The sequence below is a fragment of the Uniformispora flossi genome, from assembly GCF_049534875.1.
Lineage (GTDB): Bacteria > Actinomycetota > Actinomycetes > Streptomycetales > Streptomycetaceae > Yinghuangia > Yinghuangia aomiensis.
Map to the genome: position 1 here is coordinate 298,696 of NZ_JBMULZ010000003.1, position 20,468 is coordinate 319,163.

15 protein-coding genes, 1 tRNA gene and 1 pseudogene are annotated in these 20,468 nt (G+C 72.3%); 12 read left to right on the forward strand and 5 right to left on the reverse strand.

Annotated elements, in window-relative coordinates; genetic code table 11:
- Positions 1–2 precede the first annotated feature (2 nt).
- A complete protein-coding gene (locus ACPA54_RS08515; RefSeq protein ID WP_423528063.1) occupies positions 3–1,256 on the reverse strand; it encodes an MFS transporter in 1,254 nt (417 codons plus the stop codon).
- A gap of 290 nt (positions 1,257–1,546) precedes the next feature.
- Positions 1,547–3,037 carry a potassium/proton antiporter gene (locus ACPA54_RS08520; RefSeq protein ID WP_423528064.1) on the reverse strand — a complete coding sequence of 497 codons (1,491 nt, stop codon included), beginning with the start codon at positions 3,035–3,037 and terminating at the stop codon, positions 1,547–1,549.
- 331 nt (positions 3,038–3,368) lie between these two features.
- On the opposite strand from ACPA54_RS08520, the gene ACPA54_RS08525 reads away from it, so the two are divergent.
- Complete coding sequence (locus ACPA54_RS08525; protein ID WP_423528065.1) at positions 3,369–6,710, forward strand: penicillin acylase family protein; 3,342 nt, start codon at positions 3,369–3,371, stop codon at positions 6,708–6,710.
- Between the two features lie 86 nt (positions 6,711–6,796).
- Here the strand turns inward: ACPA54_RS08525 and ACPA54_RS08530 are convergent, their stop codons facing one another.
- A complete protein-coding gene (locus tag ACPA54_RS08530) occupies positions 6,797–7,459 on the reverse strand; it encodes a 5-formyltetrahydrofolate cyclo-ligase (RefSeq protein ID WP_423528066.1) in 663 nt (220 codons plus the stop codon).
- 116 nt (positions 7,460–7,575) lie between these two features.
- On the opposite strand from ACPA54_RS08530, the gene ACPA54_RS08535 reads away from it, so the two are divergent.
- The 8 genes and pseudogenes from ACPA54_RS08535 (at position 7,576) to ACPA54_RS08570 (ending at position 14,575) form a co-directional block, all read left to right on the forward strand.
- Positions 7,576–8,502: a UTP--glucose-1-phosphate uridylyltransferase gene (locus ACPA54_RS08535; protein ID WP_423528067.1), complete on the forward strand. Its 927-nt coding sequence runs from the start codon at positions 7,576–7,578 to the stop codon at positions 8,500–8,502.
- The gene (gene glp, locus ACPA54_RS08540) at positions 8,499–9,716 is read left to right on the forward strand and encodes a molybdotransferase-like divisome protein Glp (protein ID WP_423528068.1); all 1,218 of its coding nucleotides are present in this window, start codon (positions 8,499–8,501) and stop codon (positions 9,714–9,716) included. Before ACPA54_RS08535 ends, glp begins: the two co-directional genes overlap by 4 nt.
- A gap of 162 nt (positions 9,717–9,878) precedes the next feature.
- A pseudogene (gene moaC, locus ACPA54_RS08545) lies at positions 9,879–10,304 on the forward strand (cyclic pyranopterin monophosphate synthase MoaC); the annotation flags it as partial.
- 110 nt (positions 10,305–10,414) lie between these two features.
- The gene (locus ACPA54_RS08550; protein ID WP_423528069.1) at positions 10,415–11,074 is read left to right on the forward strand and encodes a MogA/MoaB family molybdenum cofactor biosynthesis protein; all 660 of its coding nucleotides are present in this window, start codon (positions 10,415–10,417) and stop codon (positions 11,072–11,074) included.
- On the forward strand, positions 11,059–11,691 hold the full coding sequence (locus ACPA54_RS08555; protein WP_423528070.1) for a GNAT family N-acetyltransferase: 633 nt from the start codon (positions 11,059–11,061) through the stop codon (positions 11,689–11,691). The genes ACPA54_RS08550 and ACPA54_RS08555 overlap by 16 nt, the downstream gene beginning before the upstream one ends.
- Positions 11,692–11,907: 216 nt before the next feature.
- Positions 11,908–13,365 carry a hypothetical protein gene (locus ACPA54_RS08560; protein WP_423528071.1) on the forward strand — a complete coding sequence of 486 codons (1,458 nt, stop codon included), beginning with the start codon at positions 11,908–11,910 and terminating at the stop codon, positions 13,363–13,365.
- A 92-nt stretch (positions 13,366–13,457) separates the two neighbouring features.
- A tRNA-Ala gene (locus tag ACPA54_RS08565) sits at positions 13,458–13,534 on the forward strand.
- Between the two features lie 216 nt (positions 13,535–13,750).
- On the forward strand, positions 13,751–14,575 hold the full coding sequence (locus ACPA54_RS08570) for an SGNH/GDSL hydrolase family protein (protein ID WP_423528072.1): 825 nt from the start codon (positions 13,751–13,753) through the stop codon (positions 14,573–14,575).
- A 42-nt stretch (positions 14,576–14,617) separates the two neighbouring features.
- Here ACPA54_RS08570 and ACPA54_RS08575 read toward each other — a convergent pair whose 3' ends face one another.
- Both ACPA54_RS08575 and ACPA54_RS08580 read right to left on the reverse strand, forming a co-directional pair.
- Complete coding sequence (locus tag ACPA54_RS08575; protein WP_423528073.1) at positions 14,618–15,247, reverse strand: TetR/AcrR family transcriptional regulator; 630 nt, start codon at positions 15,245–15,247, stop codon at positions 14,618–14,620.
- Positions 15,238–16,980, reverse strand: coding sequence for a dolichyl-phosphate-mannose--protein mannosyltransferase (locus ACPA54_RS08580; RefSeq protein ID WP_423528074.1), 1,743 nt, complete (start codon positions 16,978–16,980; stop codon positions 15,238–15,240). Before ACPA54_RS08580 ends, ACPA54_RS08575 begins: the two co-directional genes overlap by 10 nt.
- 103 nt (positions 16,981–17,083) lie before the next feature.
- On the opposite strand from ACPA54_RS08580, the gene rsmI reads away from it, so the two are divergent.
- The 3 genes from rsmI to metG all read left to right on the forward strand — a co-directional run bounded on the left by rsmI (position 17,084) and on the right by metG (position 20,254).
- Entirely contained in the window at positions 17,084–17,941 is an 858-nt protein-coding gene (gene rsmI, locus ACPA54_RS08585) for a 16S rRNA (cytidine(1402)-2'-O)-methyltransferase (RefSeq protein ID WP_423528075.1), read from the forward strand.
- Between the two features lie 236 nt (positions 17,942–18,177).
- Positions 18,178–18,486, forward strand: a complete 309-nt coding sequence (locus tag ACPA54_RS08590) for a hypothetical protein (RefSeq protein ID WP_423528076.1) — start codon at positions 18,178–18,180, stop codon at positions 18,484–18,486.
- A 124-nt stretch (positions 18,487–18,610) separates the two neighbouring features.
- On the forward strand, positions 18,611–20,254 hold the full coding sequence (gene metG / locus ACPA54_RS08595; protein ID WP_423528077.1) for a methionine--tRNA ligase: 1,644 nt from the start codon (positions 18,611–18,613) through the stop codon (positions 20,252–20,254).
- The last annotated feature ends 214 nt before the right edge of the window (positions 20,255–20,468 follow it).

The following is a 20,468-nucleotide window of genomic DNA, read 5'->3' on the forward strand; positions in this document are numbered from 1 at the left end:
TCTCACCTGCCGAGTGCCAATGGTGCAGCATCCACCGGAGTTACGTCCACCACGGCCCCGGCCGCCGCGCCGCGCGTCGGCGTCAGGAGCCGCCGACCGAGGGACACGATGGCCAGCCCCGAGGCCGCCGCCGCGAACGTGAGGACGAACGCGGGACCGGCCCCGAATTCGTCCGTCGCCACCCCGGCGAGCGTCGATCCGAGCGCGAGCCCGAGGCCGACCGCGCCGGTCAGCCAGGTGAACGCCTCGGTCTTGGCCGCGGCCGGCACCAGCGTCTCCACCAGCGTGTAGCCGGTGATGAGCGTGGGTGCCAGACCCAGGCCGACCAGCAGCGCGACCGGGATCATCACGCCGATGTTCGGCACCGCGAACAGCGGTGCGGTGCCGAGCGCCAGCATGCCGAACGCCGCCGCGAGCCGCGTATGCGCCGCCCGCCGCCACGCGACAGCCCCGTACACCGCGCCCGCGATCAAACTGCCGCCCGCGAACACCGCGTACAGCGCGCCGGCGAGCCCCGCCTGGCCGGCTTCCTCCGCGAATGCGGTGATCGCCACCTGCACGGTGCCGAACACCATTCCGATGCACACAAACGCCGCAACGAGGAGCCTTACTCCCGCGACGCGCAACGCCGAAGCGTGCCGTTCGTCACCTGCCGCCGCCCGCCGGGCCGGCGCCGTGGAGCGCTGGGCGGCGAACGCCAGCGACCCGACGACCGTGAGCACGGCTTCGACGGCCAAGCCCACGCCGGGGTCGATGCCCGTGGCCAGGAACGTCGCCACGACCGGGCCGACCACGAACGTGAACTCGTCGGTCACCGACTCGAACGCGAACGCCGTCGGCAGCAGCGGCTGCCCCTGGAGCTTGGCCACCCAGCGGGCCCGCACCATCGATCCGATCTGCGGCACCGACGCACCGGCCGCGATCGCGGTCACGAACAGCGTCCACGTCGGTGCGCCGGATTTGGCGCACACGATGAGCGCGGCCACCGCCGCGCCGTGCACGAGCGCGCCCGGCACCAGCACGGCCGCCTGGCCGTAGCGGTCGGCCAGCCGCCCGGTCTGGGGGCCTACCGCCGCCAGCGCGACGGCCATGGCCGCCGAGACGGCGCCCGCCATGCCGTACGAGCCGGTGGCGTCCTTGACCAGGAGCACGATGCCCAGGCCGAGCATGGCGTAGGGCAGCCGTGCCACGAGCCCGGGAGCCAGAAAGCGCCACGCGGACGGGGTCCGCAGCAGCGCGGTGTAGGTCGATATCACTCGACGTACTGCTTCCTGCCGCCTGGTAGCGCACAGGGAGTACCCGGTACGCCGAGAGCTGTCCTCAAAGCGTCGACCGGGGTAGATGCCGCCCCTCACCCGCGAGAACCGGATCGGAGGGAACGACCGCCGAGCGGCCTCGCCAGCTCTGCATCAGGCAGAGTCGGTCTTTATCAAGAGCTTTACTGTCGAATCGTACAACGTTGAGATGATCTGCGGAATTCCGGCCGCGGACCGCCTCCGGGCACCCGAGCAGCCCCGAGCGGCAGCCTCGGAACGACGGACGCCGCTCACTCCGCCCCGCGGAACCCCAGCCAGCCCGCCAGCTTCCCGCCCCGGCTGACCGCGCGCAGCCGCCGCTCGGTCGCGCCCTGCACGCCCTCGGTGGTCACCACGAGCAGGTCGTCGCCGCGCTGCAGCACGGTGGTCGTCACCGGCACGAAGCTCTCGCCGTCGCGCACCACGAGGGTGACCGCGGCGCCCCTGGGCAGCCGCAGTTCGCCGACCTCCACACCGTGTATCCGCGATCCCACCGGCACGCTCACCGACAGCAGATGCGCACCGAGCTTGTCGAGCGGGGCGGATTCCACCCCGAGGTCCTCCGACTCGGGATGCCCGCCGAAGCCGACCTTGCGTGCGATCCACGGCAGCGTCGGCCCCTGCACGATCGTGAACACGATGACGAGCACGAAGGTGACGTTGAACAGCCGCTTGGCCTCCGGCACCCCCTCGACGATCGGGATCGTCGCCAGCACGATCGGCACGGCACCGCGCAGGCCCGCCCACGACAAGATCACCTGCTCGCGCCACGGCACCTTGAACGGCGACGTCGACACGACCACCGACAGCGGCCGCGCGAGCAGCAGCAGGACCGTGCCGATCAGCAGCGCCGGGACGATCGCGTTGCCCAACTCGTGCGGGGTCACCAAAAGGCCGAGCAGCACGAACAGCCCGATCTGGGCGATCCAGCCGACGCCTTCCGCGAACCCCCGGGTCGCGGCCTTGTGCGGCAACGCGGAGTTGCCCAGGATGAGCGCCGCCAAGTAGCAGGACAGGAACCCGCTGCCGTGTGCGAGGGCGCCGGTCGCATAGGCGAGCACCGACAGGGTGATCACCGCGATCGGGTACAGGCCCGAGGCCGGCAAGGCGATGTGCCGCAGCCCCCACGACCCGATCTTGCCGATGGCAAGGCCGATCGCCGCGCCGATCGCCAGCTCCAGGACGATCTCGCCGACCACGTGGTACCAAATGTGCGTGCCCTGATGGGCGAACGTCGCGACGAGGATGACCACCGGCGCGTCGTTGAAGCCGGATTCCGCCTCCAGCAGGCCGGTCAGCCGCTTCGGCAACGGCAGCGAACGCAGGACCGAGAACACCGCCGCGGCATCCGTGGACGACACGATCGCGCCCATGAGGATGGCCGTCGCCCAGTCCACGTCCAGCACCCACCGCGTCGCGACCGCGATCACGCCGACGCTCACGCCGACGCCGATCGTCGACAGCACGGCCGCCGCGGGCACGGCGGGTTTGATCTGCTGCCAATTGGTGCTGATCCCACCCTCGGTGAGGATCAGGATGAGGGCCGCGTAGCTGAGCGTCTGCGTCAGCTCCGCGTTGTCGAACGTGACACCCAGGACGTCGCCGCCGATGAGCACGCCGAGACCCAGATAGAGGAGAAGGCTCGGCATGCCGATGCGGGTGGCCACACGTACGGCGACCACCGCAACGAGCAGGACCAGTGCTCCGACAGCGAGTACCTGGTTCAGCTCGGCAACGGTCACGTAGGCTCCTCCGGCGGTCGTCGGGTCCGGCCGGCGGCACGATCGGACACGTCGTCAACTTCGGCGTTTGGCGGCGTGGGAACAGGAACTGACAGGGCAACACCTGTCACCTTGGCAAATATTTTACCAATCCCGGCGCCGTGCCTCCGCCGCCGGGTACCCGCACGGGCCGGACGGCGAACCCCGCGAACGCACCCTCGCACAAACCCGCGAAGCGTTCGCGGAACAACCCGCGGGCGGGTTCGGGGGGCGCGCGACCGGTACACGCGTCGGTGGGCCCGCACGCCTCCGCTCTAAGGTGTCCTTGCCGCACCGATCGCGAAGGATCTTGATGCCCGCCTCGAACACGCCCGGCCCGGAGCAGCCCGAGTCGTCCGTACCGGATCAGCCGGACGTTTCAGGCACCGACCGCGCGAGCACCCAGAATTGGGACACTTGGGGTGCTGTCTCGCAGTTCCACGGCCGGCCGCCGCAGGGCCCGGCAGCGCAGCGCCGGCAGGACCGGCAGCCCGAACAACCGCCGCAGCCGCCGCAGGCCGCCGCGGACGAGCCGCAGGCCCCGCAGCCGCCGCCGCGCCGCCCGCGGCCCCAGCGCGCGCAGGACCAGCCGCAACAGCCGCCGCAGCCGCAACAGCCGCCGCAGCCGCAACCGCCGCAGCCGCAGCCGCCGATGGAGCCGTACCCGCCCGCGGAGCCATACCCGCCCGCCAAGCCCCACCGGGCCGCGGAACCGTACCCGCCCGCCGCGGCGGACCCGTACCCGCCCGCACCTGCTCCGGTCCCCGCGGCCTACCCGGCCCCCCAGGCGGCGCAGCCCGCACCGCCCGCGCCGCAGCCGGCCGAGGCCGTTGCCGCGGAGCCTCCCGCCGAGGACGCCGCCGAACTCCCGCCCGGCGTCAAGCACGTCGAGGCACGGCCCGCGAAGCCGTCCGGCGGCCGCCCGAAGCGCCGCAGCCGCAAGCTGCGCAACGCCTCCATCGCGTTCGTGGTGCTGCTCGCCGTCGCGCTCGGCGCGATCGGCTGGTACGCCTACGACCTCAGCCGCAAGTCCTTCCCTGACCTCGACGGCACCGTGAAGGTCCCCGGGCTGTCGGCCCGCGTCGAGGTGCTGCGCGACACGAACGGCATCCCGCAGATCTACGCGGACACCTCCGAAGACCTCTTCCGCGCCCAGGGCTACGTCCAAGCGCAGGACCGCTTCTGGGAGATGGACGTCCGCCGGCACCTGACGGCCGGCCGCCTCTCCGAGATGTTCGGCTCCGACCAGGTCGACAACGACATCTTCCTGCGCACCCTCGGCTGGCGGCGCATCGCCGAGCAGGAGGTCGCCAAGCTCACCCCGCAGGCCCGCGGCTACCTGGAGGCCTACTCCGCCGGGGTGAACAGCTACCTGCAGACGCACAAGGGCGACGACCTGTCGTTCGAGTACACGCTGCTCGGTTTCGTCCGCGACGACTACAAGCCCGAGCCGTGGACGCCCGCCGACTCGGTCGCCTGGCTCAAGGCCATGGCCTGGGACCTGCGCTCGAACCTCCAGGACGAGATCGACCGCGCCCTGCTGTCCGACAAGCTGACGGTCAACCAGATCGAACAGCTGTACCCGCCGTACCCGTACGAGCGGAACGCGCCGATCGTGCCCAACGGCGCCGTCGTCAAGGACCCGACGGCCCAAGGCGGCGAGCGCTTCCAGCAGGACGCCGTGCCGCCCGCCCCGTCCAAGAGCGCGCAGAACGCCCTCACCGAGCTGTCCAAGTCGCTGGAGAAGCTGCCCGCGCTGTTCAGCGACCGGTCCGCCGGCGTGGGCTCCAACTCCTGGGTCGTGTCCGGCAAACGCACCACCACCGGCAAGCCGCTGATGGCCAACGACCCGCACTTGTCGCCGTCGCTGCCGTCCGTCTGGTACCAGATGGGCCTGCACTGTCGCACGATCAGCGCGGCGTGCCAGTACGACGTCTCCGGCTTCACCTTCTCCGGCATGCCCGGCGTGGTCATCGGCCACAACCAGAAGATCTCCTGGGGCTTCACCAACCTCGGCGCCGACGTCACCGACCTCTACCTGGAGAAGGTCAGCGACACCGGCTACCTCTACGACGGCTCCTACCAGCCGTTCGAGGAGGTCCGCACGGAGACCATCAAGGTGTCCGGCGGCAAGGACCGCACGATCCAGGTCCGTTCCACCCGGCACGGCCCGATCGTGTCCACCGCCGACGACGAACTCGAAGACGTCGGCAAGCAGGCCCCGATCCCCGACCCGGGCCCGCAGCGCGAGGAAGGCTTCGCCGTCGCCTTGCGCTGGACCGCGCTGGAAGCCGGCACCACGATGGAGTCGCTCTTCCAGCTCGACCGGGCGACCGACTGGAACAGCTTCCGCGACGCCCTGCGCGGCTTCGACGTGCCGTCCCAGAACGTCATCTACGCCGACGTCGACGGCAACATCGGCTACCAGGCGCCCGGCCGCATCCCGATCCGCCGCAGCGGCGACGGCCGCTGGCCGGTCTACGGCTGGGACCCGAAGTACGAATGGGACGCGATGATCCCGTTCGACTCGCTGCCGAGCACGTACAACCCGCCGGAGGGCTACATCGTCACCGCGAACAACGCGGTGACCCCGCCGACGTACCCCTACACGCTCACCACCGACTGGGGCTACGGCTCGCGCAGCCAGCGGATCATCGACATGATCAAGTCCCAGGACAAGATCGATCCGCAGGCCATGAGCCGCATGCAGATGGACGACCGCAACCCGATCGCCGAGGTGCTCGTCCCGTACCTGCTCAAGATCGACGTCAAGGACTCGTGGGTCCGCGAGGCGCAGAACCTGCTCAAGGGCTGGGACTTCCGCCAACCCGCAGACTCGAAGGCGGCCGCGTACTTCAACGGCGTCTGGCGCCAGCTCCTGCTGCTCGCCTTCGGCGACAAGATGCCGATGTCGGTCCGCGCCACCGGCGACTGCGACACCGACGCCGCCGGGAAGACCGCGTGCGGTCAGCGGGACGGCTCCACGGCCCTGCCCGACGGCGGCGACCGCTGGTTCGAAGTCGTGCGCGCGCTGCTGCCCGACGAGGAAAGCCCCTGGTGGAACATCTCCGGCGACCCCGCCAAGATCACCACCCGCGACGCCCTGCTGCTCAAGGCCATGACCGCGGCACGCAAGGAACTCACCGCCGAGATGGGCAAGGACATCTCGACGTGGAGCTGGGGCCGCCTGCACACGCTGGACCTGAAGAACCAGACCCTCGGCACCGAGGGCCCCGGCGTGGTCAAGTGGATGCTCAACCGCGGACCGTACGAAGTGGGCGGCGGCGAGGGCCTCGTGGACGCCACCGGCTGGAACGCCGCACAGGGCTACGAGGTCACCACCGTGCCGTCGATGCGGATGGTCGTCGACCTGTCGGACCTCGACGGGTCCCGCTGGATCAACCTCACCGGCGCCTCGGGGCACGTCTGGCACGACAATTACACCGACCAGGCCGACCTGTGGGTCAAGGGGCGCACCCTCGCCTGGCCGTTCACCCGGCAGGCGGTGGACGCCGCGACCAAGCACACGCTGGTCCTGGAACCGGGCGACGGACCACCGCCCGCCGCACCGGGAGGGCCCGGCGAGCCGGCGCCGGGGCAGAGCCCGGCGCTCCCGCCGGCGTCCGGCGGGACCGCGGGGTCGCGCGCGCCGTAAGGCGAACAGCCCATCGACGACGAGGAGGGCGGCACGAGCCGCCCTCCTCGCGCATTTCCGGCCCGGAGGCCGGCTGTGCCCCCCGGTCAGCTCCCGAACCGCAGCAGGCCGCCACCGGGTGTCAGCGCCGCCCGCACCGGCCGGTCGTGCGGCTCCGCCGGGACCTCGGCGACCGTCTCGCCGTCGTGCAGCAGCACGACCGTGAACGCGTCCGGCCGCACCCGGGCCAGCGCCCGGTCGTACGACCCGCCGCCGCGCCCCAGCCGCATCCCGCCCCCGTCCACCGCCAGCCCCGGCAGGACCACCGCGTCGGCCTCCGCCACGGCATCCGGGCCGAGCCGCGGCCCCGCGGGCTCGTGCAGCCCGCGGCCCGCCCGGTGCAGCGACTCCGGACCGGTGTACTCCGCCCAGTCCAGGTCGTTGTCGGGCAGCAGCACCGGCAGCAGCACCCGGCAGCCCGGCCCGCGCAGCAGCTCCGGCAGGTCCGGCGGGCCCGGCTCGGAGCCGACCGGCACGTACGCCGCCACCACCCGTGCAGCCGCGATCTCCGGCACCGCGGCCAGCCGCTCCGCCAAGGCGCGCGCGGCCGCGTGCCGTTCCTCCCCGCTCCGGTCCGCGCGGGCGGCGAGCAGCCCGGCCCGCAGCACCGTCTTGGACGGGACGTGCGGCACCCCCGCCCCGGTCTCGTCCGCGTGAATGTCGGCGGGCCCGTCCGCGCGCCGCGGGGCCGCGTGCCTGTCGTCGTTCATGCCGGAAATCTACGGTCGCGGCGGTGCCGTGCCGGAAGACACCCCCGAGGCGGCTTCCGGCCATTCGGCGGGCTTTCTCAGGCGACGCTCATACGCCCCGATTAGAGTCTTCGACCATGAACCCGGCGCCCTCGGCCCGCCCTCGGCGGATCATCAGCAAGGCTGTCGTCCCGGCGGCCGGACTCGGCACGCGATTCCTCCCGGCGACCAAAGCGACGCCCAAGGAAATGCTGCCGGTCGTCGACAAGCCCGCCATCCAGTACGTCGTGGAGGAAGCAGTCGCTGCCGGGCTGCACGACATCCTCATGGTGACCGGCCGCAACAAGCGGCCCCTCGAAGACCACTTCGACCGCGCCTACGAACTCGAAGAGGCGCTGTCCGCCAAGGGCGACACCGAGCGCCTCAAGCGGGTCCGCGAATCCAGTGAGCTGGCCGCGATCCACTACGTCCGGCAGGGCGACCCGCGCGGCCTCGGCCACGCCGTCCTGTGCGCGCAACCGCATGTCGGCGACGAACCGTTCGCCGTCCTGCTCGGCGACGACCTCATCGACCCGCGCGACCCCCTGCTCACCCGCATGCTGGAGATCCGCGAGCAGCTCGGCGGCAGCGTCGTGGCGCTCATCGAGGTCGACCCCGCGCACATCCACCTGTACGGCTGCGCCGCGGTCAAGCCCACCGGCATCGACGACGTCGTCCGGATCACCGACCTCGTGGAGAAGCCCGAACCGGGCACCGCGCCCAGCGCCTACGCCGTCATCGGCCGCTACCTCCTGGACCCCGCGGTCTTCCCCGTGCTGTCCGCCACCGCGCCCGGCCGCGGCGGCGAGATCCAACTGACCGACGCGTTGCGCGAACTCGCGTTGCGCGACGAGGACGCGGGCGGGCCCGTGCACGGCGTACTGTTCACGGGTCGGCGCTACGACACGGGCGATCGCGGCGACTACTTGCGGGCTATCGTCAGACTTGCCTGTGAGCGGGACGACCTGGGCCCGGAATTCCGGGACTGGCTGAAAACGTACGTCGACGAGGAGCTGCGGGGATGAAGAGCGTCGAGGAGCACCTGACCGGAATCCTCGAACGGGTGGCACCGCTGTCGCCACTGGAACTCCAGCTCCTCGACGCGCACGGCAGCATGCTGGTCGACGACGTCGCCGCGACCGGCGACCTTCCACCGTTCGACAACTCGTCCATGGACGGCTACGCGGTCCGGCTCGCCGACGTCGCGGACGCCAGCGAGCGGTACCCCGTCGTCCTCGACGTGGTCGCCGACATCCCGGCCGGCACGTCGCCGGATGTCGCCCTCGAACCCGGCACCTGCGCCCGCATCATGACCGGCGCGCCGGTGCCCGAAGGCACCGAGGCGATCGTGCCGGTCGAGTGGACGGACGCGGGCATGCCGACCGTGCGCGTCCGGCGTACGCCCGACGAGGGCCAGTACATCCGGCACCGCGGCGACGACGTGGCCGCCGGCCAGACCGTCCTCGACGCCGGCGCCACGCTCAATTCCGCGCAGGTCGGCCTGCTCGCCGCCATCGGCCGCGACCGCATCCGGGTCCGCCCCCGCCCGCGCGTGGTGATCCTCTCCACGGGCAGCGAACTCGTGCAGCCGGGACGCCCGTTGACGGCCGGTCAGATCCGCGACTCGAACAGCTACATGCTGACCGCCGCAGCCCGCGAGGCGGGCGCGATCGCGTACCGCGTCGGCAATGTGGCCGACGACCCCAAGGCGCTCATCGACACGATCGAGGACCAGCTGATCCGCGCCGACGTGGTCGTGACCACCGGCGGCGTCAGCGCGGGGGCCTACGACGTGGTCAAGGAAGTGCTGACGGAACTCGGCACGGTCGACTTCGACAAGGTCGCCATGCAGCCGGGCATGCCGCAGGGCTTCGGCACGATCGGCCCGGACGACACGCCGATCTTCACGCTGCCCGGCAACCCGGTCAGTGCGTTCGTCTCCTTCGAGGTCTTCGTGCGGCCCGCGCTGCTCAAGATGGCCGGCGCCACGGAGACTGCGCGCACCGTGGTGCAGGCCCGCTGCGAGGCCGCGTTGACGTCGCCGGAAGGCAAGCGGCAGTTCGTCCGCGCCAAGTACACGCCCGCGGAGAGCCCCGCGGCGCTCGCCACCGTCGAACCGGTCGGCGGCCACGGCTCGCACCTGATCGGCAGCCTCGCGCTCGCCGACGCCCTCGTCGTGGTGCCCGAGGACGTCACCGAGGTGCGCCGCGGCTCGACCGTCGACGTCATGCTCCTCTGAACGCGGCTTTCGCGTGCCCGAGGCCCCGCCCCAGTAACGTTGGCTAGTCAGGTCGGCCGGCCGGATCGGCCGGTCGCATCGGCTGGTCGGGGGCAGGGCACGAGAGGGAGAACGGTGCGCGGCGAGACTCTCACGCACATCGACGAGAAGGGCGCCGCCCGGATGGTCGATGTCACAGCCAAACAGGTCTCGGTGCGGACCGGTCGGGCGAGCGGACGCGTGCTGGTCGCGCCCCGCGTCGTCGAACTGCTCCGCGGCGAGGGACTCCCCAAGGGCGACGCGCTGGCCACCGCGCGCATCGCCGGGATCATGGCGGCCAAGCGAACTCCCGACTTGGTGCCGCTGTGCCACCCCATCGCCCTGCACGGCGTCACGGTCGACCTCGCGGTCGAGGACGACGCCGTGTCCATCACCGCGACGGTCCGCACCGCGGACCGGACCGGGGTGGAAATGGAAGCGCTGACCGCCGTCTCGGTGGCCGCGCTGACCGTCGTCGACATGGTGAAGGCGGTCGACCCGGGCGCGGTGATCACCGACGTGCGGGTCGAGGAGAAAACCGGGGGAGTGTCGGGCGACTGGACGCGTGCCGCGGAAGGCGCGCCGTCCCCGTCCGCCTCGCCCGGGCACGGGGACGAGCCCGGAGCCGCGGCCGGGGAGAGCCGCACCGCTCCGGGTCCAGCAGACGGAGGGGAAAACTGATGCGAGCCATGGTCATCACCGCGTCGACGCGGGCCGCGGCCGGAGCCTACGGGGACGAGAGCGGACCCGTCATCGCCCAGGAGCTGACCCGGCTCGGGTTCCAGGTGCGCGGTCCGCAGGTCGTGCCGGACGGCGAACCGGTCGCGCAGGCGCTGCGCGACGCGGTCGCCCAGCACTACGAGGTCGTCGTCACCACCGGCGGCACCGGGCTGACACCGATGGACCAGACGCCGGAAATGACCCGCCGGGTCATCACGTTCGAGATCCCCGGCATCGCCGAGGCGATCCGGCAGGCCAGTTTCGACAAGGTGCCGACCGCGGTCCTGTCGCGCGGCATCGCCGGCGTCGCGGTCGTGCAGGACGCGCAGTGGGTCTACCGCAGCCTGATCGTCAACCTGCCCGGTTCGCAGGGCGGCGCGCGCGACGGCATGGAGGTGCTCGGGAAGTTCCTCGTGCACGCCGTGCAGCAGCTGCAGGGCGGCGACCACGGGCGGGCCGGCTTCGGCGGCGGACCGGCCGGCGGCTACCAGCAGCCCGGCGGGTTCGGCGGCGGAGGCGGCTTCCAGGGCGGCGGCGGCGGGGGCTTCGGCGGCGGCGGAGGCGGCGGCTACGGAGGTGCCGGCGGCTACTCGGCCGCGCCCCCATGGGGCAACTCCTGATCCGCGGCTGGCCGGTGGAGTTGGCCGAAGGACCGGTCGTCCTTCGGCCGATCCGCGGCCGCGACGCCGACGCGTGGCAGGAAGTCCACACTCGCAACCGCGAGTGGCTGCGCCGCTGGGAGGCCACCGTGCCGCCCGGCTCGCCGATCGCCCGCCGGCCGACCTTCCGGCAGATGGCGCGCTACCTGCGCGCCGAAGCCGCGGCGGGCCGCATGCTGCCGTTCGTGATCCTGTACGACGGGCGCCTCGTCGGCCAGGTCACCGTCGCGGGCATCACGTGGGGCTCGATGAGCTCCGCGCACATCGGCTACTGGGTCGACGAACGCGTCGCGGGACGCGGCGTCATGCCTGCCGCCGTCGCACTCGCGGCCGACCACTGCTTCTTCCGCGTCGGCCTGCACCGGCTCGAAGTGTGCATCCGGCCGGAGAACGCGCCCAGCCGCCGGGTGGTGGCCAAACTCGGCTTCCGCGAGGAAGGCATCCGGCCGCGCTATCTCCACATCGACGGGGATTGGCGCGACCACTTGGTGTACGCGCTGAACGCGGAAGAAGTTCCCGAAGGGCTGCTCGCGCGGTGGCGCGCCTACCGCCAGTCCCGAGGTCTCGCCGGAGCCTGAGGCCGAGCCCGCTTCGCGTCCGCTGTGGGCCGGAATCGGGCCCGAATCGCGCCCCGAAGCGGGGTCTGACCAGCCGTTTCGTACCCTCGCCTGCCGTATTCGTATGACCACAGGAGCCACATCTGTCCCAGTAGTCACACACACATCAAAGAAGATCGTGCGACACACCGTCCGTCTTCCGACGATCCGGACGCCGTCCGGCTTAGCGTGTCGGATGTGAGCAGCAGCGGCCTGATCTACGCAGCGATCGTGGGTGCTTGGGCTGCCTACCTGGTGCCCATGTGGCTCCGTCGGCAGGACGAGCTGAACGAAGGCCGGCACACGGAGCGCTTCACCACCGCGATCCGGATCCTGTCCCGGCGCGGCGCTCTGGAACGCCGCTACGCCCGCATGATCGCCAACGGCGACAGCAACCTCGACACCGTGACGAGCGACGTTCCCGCGCGCGTCGAGCACCCGCCTCCCGAGGCCTCCCGCACCGGGCGCGGCGCCCGCGACGAGCCCGCGGCGGCCCCGCCCGGCACCGAGAAGGCGCCGCCCGGGGCGACGGCCGAACACCCCCCCGGCAGTGCGGCCCGGCGGCGCGAGTCGCCGGCCGCGCAGGCCCCGCGCGGCCGCCAGGTGCACGCGCCCGTCGAGCCGACGGGCCGTCCCGGCTCGGCCGACGGGGCCTTCGACCGTTCCCGGGACCCCGAATCCCGCGACGCCGGATCCCGCATCGCCAAGTCGGCCAAGTCGGCCAAGTCCGCCCGCACGCCCGAACCGGCATCCGCCGACGGCGCCCGGCGCCCGGCCGGCCCGCCCGCAGGCAAGGCGCGCGACAACGCCCCGGCAAAGTCCGGCCGCCCGGCGGCCAAGACGCCGCGTCCGGGGGCCGTGCCCCCACCGCGCCGCGGCCTGCGCAAGCTCGTCCTTGGCATCGCCGCCCCCAAGGCCCCGGCACCGCTGCGCCGCCCCGACGGCCGCGCGGCCCTGCTGGCGCGCCGCCGCCGGGTCGTCGTCGGGCTGTTCCTCGCCTTCACGGCCGGGGCGGTCCTCGCCGGTCTCGGCGGCATGGCCTGGCTGTGGCTGCCCGCCCTGCCCGGCGCCGCGCTGACCGTCTACATCGGCTACCTGCGCGTCCAGGAACACCGCCGCTACGAAGCCAACTTGCGGAGCATGCGCGCCCCCGCGGCGCGCCCGCCCGCGGCCCGCCCGGCCCCGCCGCGCCCGGCCGCCCGCAAGCCGGAAGCCGACGAGCCGCGCCGTTCCGCCCCCGCCGCACCCCGCCGCCGCCCCGCGGCCGAAGGCGATACCGCGCGCCGCCCCCGCCCTACCGGGGAGGCGGGTCCGCCCACCGAGCGCCCCGCCGCCCGCCCGGCGCCTGAGGCACGCCCCAAGACGTCCCGCCGCGAGGCCGAGGACCGCGACCACGCCGAATGGATCGCGGCCCTCCAGACCGACACCGCGGACGCTCGCGACCGTGACGCCTGGGACCCCGTCCCGGTGCCGCTGCCGACCTACGTGACGGCCCCGGTGGTCCCGCGCGGCGAGCCGGCGCTCCCCGAGGCCCCGGAGGCCGCCGAGGAGCACCACGCGCCGCCCACGCCGCTGTTCGACCAGTACGCCGAGGAAGCGCTCCCGTCGATCCCCGCGTACGAACCGCACGAGTGGCCGCGCGCGGGCAACGAGTAGGACGCCCGACACCGCATCGGGAGGCGGGCGTTCACCCCACGGAATACCCGTGCACGGAGCACCTCCGGAAGGTGGTAATCTTCTTTCTCGTTGGGGCTGTGGCGCAGTCCGGTAGCGCACCTCGTTCGCATCGAGGGGGCCAGGGGTTCAAATCCCCTCAGCTCCACCAACACGAAGGCCCGGTCCGTGAGGATCGGGCCTTCGTCGTTTCGCCTGCCCCTTCCCGTTCCCTTTCCCGACGGCTGCGCGCCGTCGGGAGGAAGCCGGAACAGCGCCATGTGAGGTAAGCCACAGGGCCGTTCCCGGGAAACCGTGCATCACTTGGGGTGACGCAGCCGTCACTACGGTCGCGTAGCCCGGTCACCGCGTGCCAACATCGCGTGACATGGCCGACGATGAGAAGAACCTCGACGGGCCCCCTGCCGCAAGCTCGTCCTCCGGCGCCACCGGCTCCCCCGTCCGCTCGTATGTCGCGATCGGCGACAGCTTCACCGAAGGCGTCGGCGACCCCGGCCCCGACGGCACCCTGATCGGCTGGGCCGACCGGTTCGCGGTGCGCTTGGCGGAAGCCCGGCCCGGGCTCCGGTACGCGAACCTCGCCGTCCGCGGCAAGCTCCTCCAGCAGATCCTCGACGACCAGCTTCCGGTGGCCGTCGCCGCGGCTCCCGACCTGGTGAGCTTCTGCGCGGGCGGCAACGACGTGCTGCGGCCCGGGGGAGACCCCGACAAGCTCGCCGCCGAGTACGAGCAAGCCGTCGTCGCGCTGCGCGGCGCCGGAGCCCGGGTGATGGTCTTCACCGGCTTCGACACCCGCGAGCTGGGCCTGCTGAAGCTGGTGCGCGGCAAGGTCGCCACGTACAACGAGCACCTTCGGGTGATCGCCGCCCGCCACGACTGCACGGTCGTCGACCTGTGGGCCATGCAGGCCGTGCAGGACCGCCGGGCGTGGAGCGAGGACCGCCTGCACCTGTCGGCATGCGGCCACGAGCGGGTCGCGCTCAACGCGGCGCGGGCGCTCGGCCTGCCGACCGACGAGGACCCCGAGGCGGCGTGGCCGCCCGAGGCGGAGCAGCTCAGCGCGGCGGCCGCCCGGCGCGAACACGTCCAGTGGGCGCGTGAGCACCTCGTGCCGTGGATCGGGCGCCGGCTGCGCGGCCAGTCGTCCGGGGACAGCAGGGAGCCGAAGCGGCCCGATCTGCTGCCCCTCTGAGCGAAGCGGCGAGGCGCCGGGCGGGGGGCGGCCGGGTGCGCGTCAGCCGGCGGCCTGCTCCGCGGCCGCGCCCGCGATCAGCAGGCGGGCGCTGCGGCGCACCACGAGTTCCACGTCGTCCATGCTCATCCGGCCGAACGCCCAGCTGAACAGCGCGCCTTCCCAGGCGACGCCGATGAGGCGGATGAACTCGTCCACGTCCGCGACCTCGTCGGCGACGGCGGCGCGGAACATGTCGTGCATGATGCGGTTCGTCTCGCGGTGGCAGTCGCGCACGCCCGGGTCGGACGAGCCGAGCGCGTGGATGAGGGCCTCCGTGAGCCGCGGCTTGCGGGACATCGCGCGGCAGGTGTCCGCGATGATCGCGGCGACCCGGTCCGCCGCGTCCGCACCGCCGGGGCGGGCCGCGGCGCGGCTGCGCTCGAGCGACTTGATCCAGTCGAGGTGGGTCGCCGCGAGCAGGTGGTCCTTGGACGAGAAGTGCCGGTAGATCGTCGCCGACGACAGCCCGGACATCCGCACGACGTCGCGCATCTGCACGCTCTCGTAGCCGCCTTCCGCGGCCAGGGCGCGGGTCGCCTCGATCGCGCGGCGGCGGATGTCCTCCTCGCGGGCCTGCCCGCGGCCGGCCCCCCGCGCCGTCGCGGGGGGCTGCCCGTCCGTCAGATCCATGTCGTCCACCACATCCGGTCCTGCCAATCGCTGTACGGGATCGTGGTGCCGGTGAAGATCGGATAGAAGTACAGGAAGTTCCAGGCGATCAGCGCGATCAGGCCCACCGCGGCCGCCGCACCCCACGCCCGCCGCTTGTCGCTCGATCCCGGCGGACCCAGGATCGCGCCGATCATCATCGCCACCGCGAGGGCGAGGAACGGCACGAACACGACCGCGTAGAACAGGAAGATCGTGCGGTCCTGCTTGGCCAGCCACGGCAGGATGCCGACCGCCAGGCCGCACAGGATCGCGCCCGCGCGCCAGTCGCGCCGCGCCGCCCACCGGTAGAGCAGGAACAGCACCGCGAAGCAGGCCGCCCACCACAGGAACGGCGTGCCGATCCCGAGGACTTCCTGGGCGCACTTGTCGACGTGGCAGCCGGCCTGCCCGTTGCTCGGGCTTTCGAAGTAGTACGACACCGGCCGGCCGAGGACCAGCCAGCTCCACGCGTTCGACTGGTAGACGTGCGGATCCGACAGGTGGTTGTGGAACGTCCACATTTCGGAGTGGTAGTGCCACAGGCTGCGCAGCGACTCCGGCATCCACGTCATGTCGAACTGCGGCAGGCCGCTGATCTTGACCGGGCCCAGCGAGAAGTGGTCGGGCGACAGGCCGTCCCTGCCGTGCGCCCAGTCCCGGAAGTAGCCGCCGTCGGTCATCAGCCAGCCCGACCACGACCAGATGTAGACGACGAGCGCGACGACGACCACGGACAGGAACGCCCACGGCAGGTCGCGGCGCACCACGGCCGCGTACACGCGCCACCCGGCGGCGCCCGCCGCCCGGCGCGCCCCGGCATCCCAGAAGAGCGCCAGGAGGACGAACCCGAACACGATCGGGACGCCGCTCCACTTGGTGCCGCACGCGAGGCCCAGGCAGATGCCCGCGACGATGCGCCACGGGCGCAGACCCAGGCCCATCGTGAGCGCGCGGTGCGGGTCGATGCCGTCGCGCATCCGCCGGGCGACCGTGGCGCGCGCGTCGTCGCGGTCGATGAGCAGCGCCCCGAACGCGGCGAGCACGAAGAACATCAGCACCAGGTCGAGCAGCGCGGTGCGGCTCATCACGAAGTGCAGGCCGTCGAGCGACATGAGCAGGCCCGCGATGCAGCCGAGCAGCGTGGAGCGGAACAGCCGGCGGCCGATGCGGCACAGCATCAGCACCGACAGCGTGCCGAGCAGCGCGACCATGAAGCGCCAGCCGAACGGGCTGATGCCGAACACCCACTCGCCGAACCCGATGATCCACTTTCCGACCGGCGGGTGGACGATATACGACCCCTGGTCGCTCAGGAACGACCCGTAGTCGCCGTGCACGAACGCCGGATTGGCCTTGTCCGGGTCGGCCCAGGTGCCTTCGTAGCCGAGCTTGACGAGCGACCAGCCGTCTTTGGCGTAGTACGTCTCGTCGAATATCACCGCATCCGGCTGCCCGAGCTTCCAGAAGCGCAGGAAGCCCGCCATCAGCGTCACGAGCAGGCAGGGAAGCCAGCCGCCGCCGGTGTAGGGCGAGGAATCGGTGAACCCGGGGACCAGGCGTTCGCGCAGCGACACGCGCGGCCGCGGCCGGAAACCGAACCGGGCGAGCGTGCGCGACCAGGCGCCCGCGTCGGCCTCGGACACCGCGGTGCCTCCGCCGTCGTCGGGGGGTCGCCGGCGGGTGGGGTTCTCGGTGGCCACGTCGCTCGTCACGCGGTCATCGTATTGACCGCGGCGGCGTGCGGCGGTCAGGACGGCCTACGAGCCCGAGGGGAACCGTCCGCGGGCACCCGCCCGGGCACGAGAAGATGGGGCCGTGGAACAAGAACGCAGCGGGGTCCTCGTCCTGGCCGGAACGCCCATCGGAGACGTCGACGACGCACCGCCCCGGCTGGCCGCGGAGCTGGCCGCCGCGGACGTCGTCGCGGCCGAGGACACCCGGCGGCTGCGCCGTCTCGCGCAGGCGCTCGGCGCCGAGGTGCCCGGCCGCGTCGTCTCCTACTTCGAAGGCAACGAAGCGGCCCGCACCGGCGAACTCGTGCGCGCGCTGCTGGACGGCTCCCGTGTGCTGCTGGTCACGGACGCGGGTATGCCGTCGGTGTCCGACCCCGGATACCGCCTGGTCGAGGCCGCGGTCGCGGAAGGCGTGCGGGTGACCGCGGTGCCCGGCCCGTCCGCGGTGCTGACCGCGCTCGCGCTGTCCGGCCTCCCGGTCGACCGCTTCTGCTTCGAGGGGTTCCTGCCGCGCAAAGCCGGCGAGCGCGCCGGGCGGCTGCGCGATCTGGCCGCGGAGCCGCGCACCCTGGTGTTCTTCGAGTCCCCGCACCGCATCGCCGACGCGCTCGCGGCGATGGCCGACGCGTTCGGCGCCGACCGGCGTGCCGCGGTGTGCCGGGAGCTGACCAAGACCTACGAGGAAATCCGCCGCGGCCCCCTCGCCGAACTCGCCGCCTGGGCCCAGGACGGCGTGCGCGGCGAGATCACCGTGGTGGTCGCGGGCGCCCCGCCCGCCGATCCGTCGGCGGTCGGCCCCGAAGCCCTCGCCGACCTCGTCGCCGCCCGCGAGTCGGCAGGCCAGCCGCGCAAAGAGGCCATCGCCGCGGTCGCCGCGGAACTCGGCGTGCCGAAACGGGACGTGTTCGACGCGGTGGTCGCGGCCAAGAAGAGCCGCTGAGCCGAACGGGTTCCGGCGCGGTCCCGAGCGTCAAGCACCGGCAACGCCCCGGTAGCACAATGGGAGTGTTCGGCCCATGTCCACCCCAACTTGTTCATTCTCCGGACTAGAGCAGACCAAAGGGATGTAAGCGCCGATACGGCAGGCGACTCCACGGGCATCCCATGGAAGCGAAGCCGGGGCCCCTGGGGAGCCGCCGAACCGTTCGGCGGACGGGCCCGCGCGAGGAGGTCGCCATGAACACCTCGACCATCGTGCACGAGGCGTACTCGTTCGTCTGTCTGAGCTGCGGTCACGGCTGGGAGCGCGCGTACGAGATCCACCACGTCACGGACCTGCACGGAAACCAGGTCTGCCACTACTACCACGACGGCGGGCGGGTCCCGTCGCCGTTCACCCGGCCGCGCTGCGAGCAGTGCGAGGGCAACCGCCTCCGCATCCTGCGGGCCGGCCGCGTGGCGTCCGCCACGCCGCCGACCGGCGCGTCCGCTCCCACCTCCGGCCCCTCGGTGCGCCACTGGCACCTGAGGCTGCCGCGCCGCTGACCGCAGCACCGCCCTCGGCACCGTCCGTCCTCGCGCGTCGTCCCTCGCGCCTCACATTCCCCGGCCGGGCCGCCCCCTGATACTCGGGGGCGACCCGGTCTCCGCGGGCCGTAGGATTTCCGGCATGGCGGCCACTGGATCCATCGATCACTCCACGAACCCGGGCGGACACGACGGGGGCAAGGCGTACTACGTCTCCACCCCGATCTACTACGTGAACGACGCCCCGCACCTCGGCCACGCCTACACGACCGTCGCCGGTGACGTGCTCACGCGTTGGCACCGCCAGCGCGGCGAGAAGGTGTGGTTCCTGACCGGCACGGACGAGCACGGCCAGAAGGTCATGCGCACCGCCCAGGCGAACGACATGTCGCCGCAGGAGTGGTGCGACCGCCTCGTGGAGTCCGCGTGGAAGCCGCTGTGGCGGCACCTGGAGATCGCCAACGACGACTTCATCCGCACCACCGAGCCGCGCCACACCGAGCGCGTGCAGGAGTTCGTCCAGGACCTGTACGACAAGGGCGAGATCTACCAGGGCTCGTACGAGGGCCTCTACTGCGTCGGCTGCGAGGAGTTCAAGCTCCCCGGCGAGATGGTGGACGGCACCGGCGAGTACGAGGGCCAGAAGCTCTGCATCATCCACAGCCGCCCGCTCGAGCTGGTGCACGAGGACAACTACTTCTTCCGGATGTCGGCCTACACCGACCGGCTGCTCGCCTTCTACGAGGCGAACCCGGACTTCGTGCAGCCCGCGTCGGCGCGCAACGAGGTGCTGAAGTTCGTCCAGCAGGGCCTGCAGGACCTGTCGATCTCGCGGTCCACGTTCGACTGGGGCATCAAGCTCCCGTGGGACGAGTCGCACGTGCTGTACGTCTGGGTCGACGCGCTGCTCAACTACGCCACCGCGGTCGGCTACGGCGCGGACCAGGCCAAGTTCGACGCGACCTTCCCGGCCGACGTGCACCTGGTCGGCAAGGACATCCTGCGGTTCCACGCGGTCATCTGGCCGGCCATGCTGATGGCCGCCGGGCTGCCGATGCCCGGCAAGGTGTTCGCGCACGGCTGGCTGCTGGTCGGCGGCGAGAAGATGAGCAAGTCGAAGCTGACGGGCATCGCGCCGCAGCAGCTCACCGACCACTTCGGCGTCGACGCGTACCGGTACTACTTCATGCGCGCGATCCCGTTCGGGCAGGACGGGTCGTTCTCCTGGGAGGACTTCACCGCCCGCTACACGTCCGAACTGGCCAACGACTTCGGCAACCTGGCGTCGCGGGTGGCCGCGATGGTCGGCAAGTACTTCGGCGGCGAGCTGCCCGCGGCCACCGCGGACGGCGAGGCCGAGACGGTGCTGCACGAGGCGCTGGCCGGCGCGGTCAAGTCGGCGGACGCCAAGGTCGAGCAGCTCGACTTCCAGGGCGGCCTCGACGACATCTTCGGCTTCGTGAAGCTGGTCAACGGCTACCTCACCGAGCAGGAGCCGTGGAAGGTCGCCAAGGACACGTCCGAGGCCGGCCAGGCCCGCCTCGCCACGATCCTCTACACCGCCGCCGAGACGCTGCGCGCGCTCGCCGTGCTGCTCAACCCGGTCATGCCGGCCACCGCGCAGAAGCTGTGGGAGTCGCTGGGCGCCGAAGCGCACCTGGGTGCGCTCGCCGACCAGCACGTGCAGAACGCGGGCGCGTGGGGCCAGCTCCCCGCGGGCGCGACGATCACCAAGGGCGAGATCCTCTTCCCGCGCCTGGAAGAGAAGAAGGACGACGCCCAGTAGGAACCGGTGCACGGTCCGGGCTCCGACGGGCTCCCACCATCCCTGACCAGCTCCGACCAGCCCTGACCAGCCCTGACCAGCCCTGACCGGCTCCGCAGGACAACACCGGTGGGTGCCCGCCCCGGGGGGGGGCCCCCCCCCCGGCCCCCCGGGAGGGAACCCCCCCCCAGGGCGAGCGGGCGGGGCCGGGCCCCGTGGGGTATTAAAAAATTTA

Bases quoted from the DNA above. Each gene is read 5' to 3' on its own strand.
- ACPA54_RS08590 (WP_423528076.1), top strand. From the start codon at position 18,178: ATGAACACCTCGACCATCGTGCACGAGGCGTACTCGTTCGTCTGTCTG.
- glp (WP_423528068.1), top strand. From the start codon at position 8,499: ATGAAGAGCGTCGAGGAGCACCTGACCGGAATCCTCGAACGGGTGGCA.
- ACPA54_RS08535 (WP_423528067.1), top strand. From the start codon at position 7,576: ATGAACCCGGCGCCCTCGGCCCGCCCTCGGCGGATCATCAGCAAGGCT.
- ACPA54_RS08530 (WP_423528066.1), bottom strand. From the start codon at position 7,459: ATGAACGACGACAGGCACGCGGCCCCGCGGCGCGCGGACGGGCCCGCC.
- metG (WP_423528077.1), top strand. From the start codon at position 18,611: ATGGCGGCCACTGGATCCATCGATCACTCCACGAACCCGGGCGGACAC.
- ACPA54_RS08550 (WP_423528069.1), top strand. From the start codon at position 10,415: ATGCGAGCCATGGTCATCACCGCGTCGACGCGGGCCGCGGCCGGAGCC.
- ACPA54_RS08555 (WP_423528070.1), top strand. From the start codon at position 11,059: ATGGGGCAACTCCTGATCCGCGGCTGGCCGGTGGAGTTGGCCGAAGGA.
- ACPA54_RS08570 (WP_423528072.1), top strand. From the start codon at position 13,751: ATGGCCGACGATGAGAAGAACCTCGACGGGCCCCCTGCCGCAAGCTCG.
- ACPA54_RS08525 (WP_423528065.1), top strand. From the start codon at position 3,369: ATGCCCGCCTCGAACACGCCCGGCCCGGAGCAGCCCGAGTCGTCCGTA.
- ACPA54_RS08575 (WP_423528073.1), bottom strand. From the start codon at position 15,247: ATGGATCTGACGGACGGGCAGCCCCCCGCGACGGCGCGGGGGGCCGGC.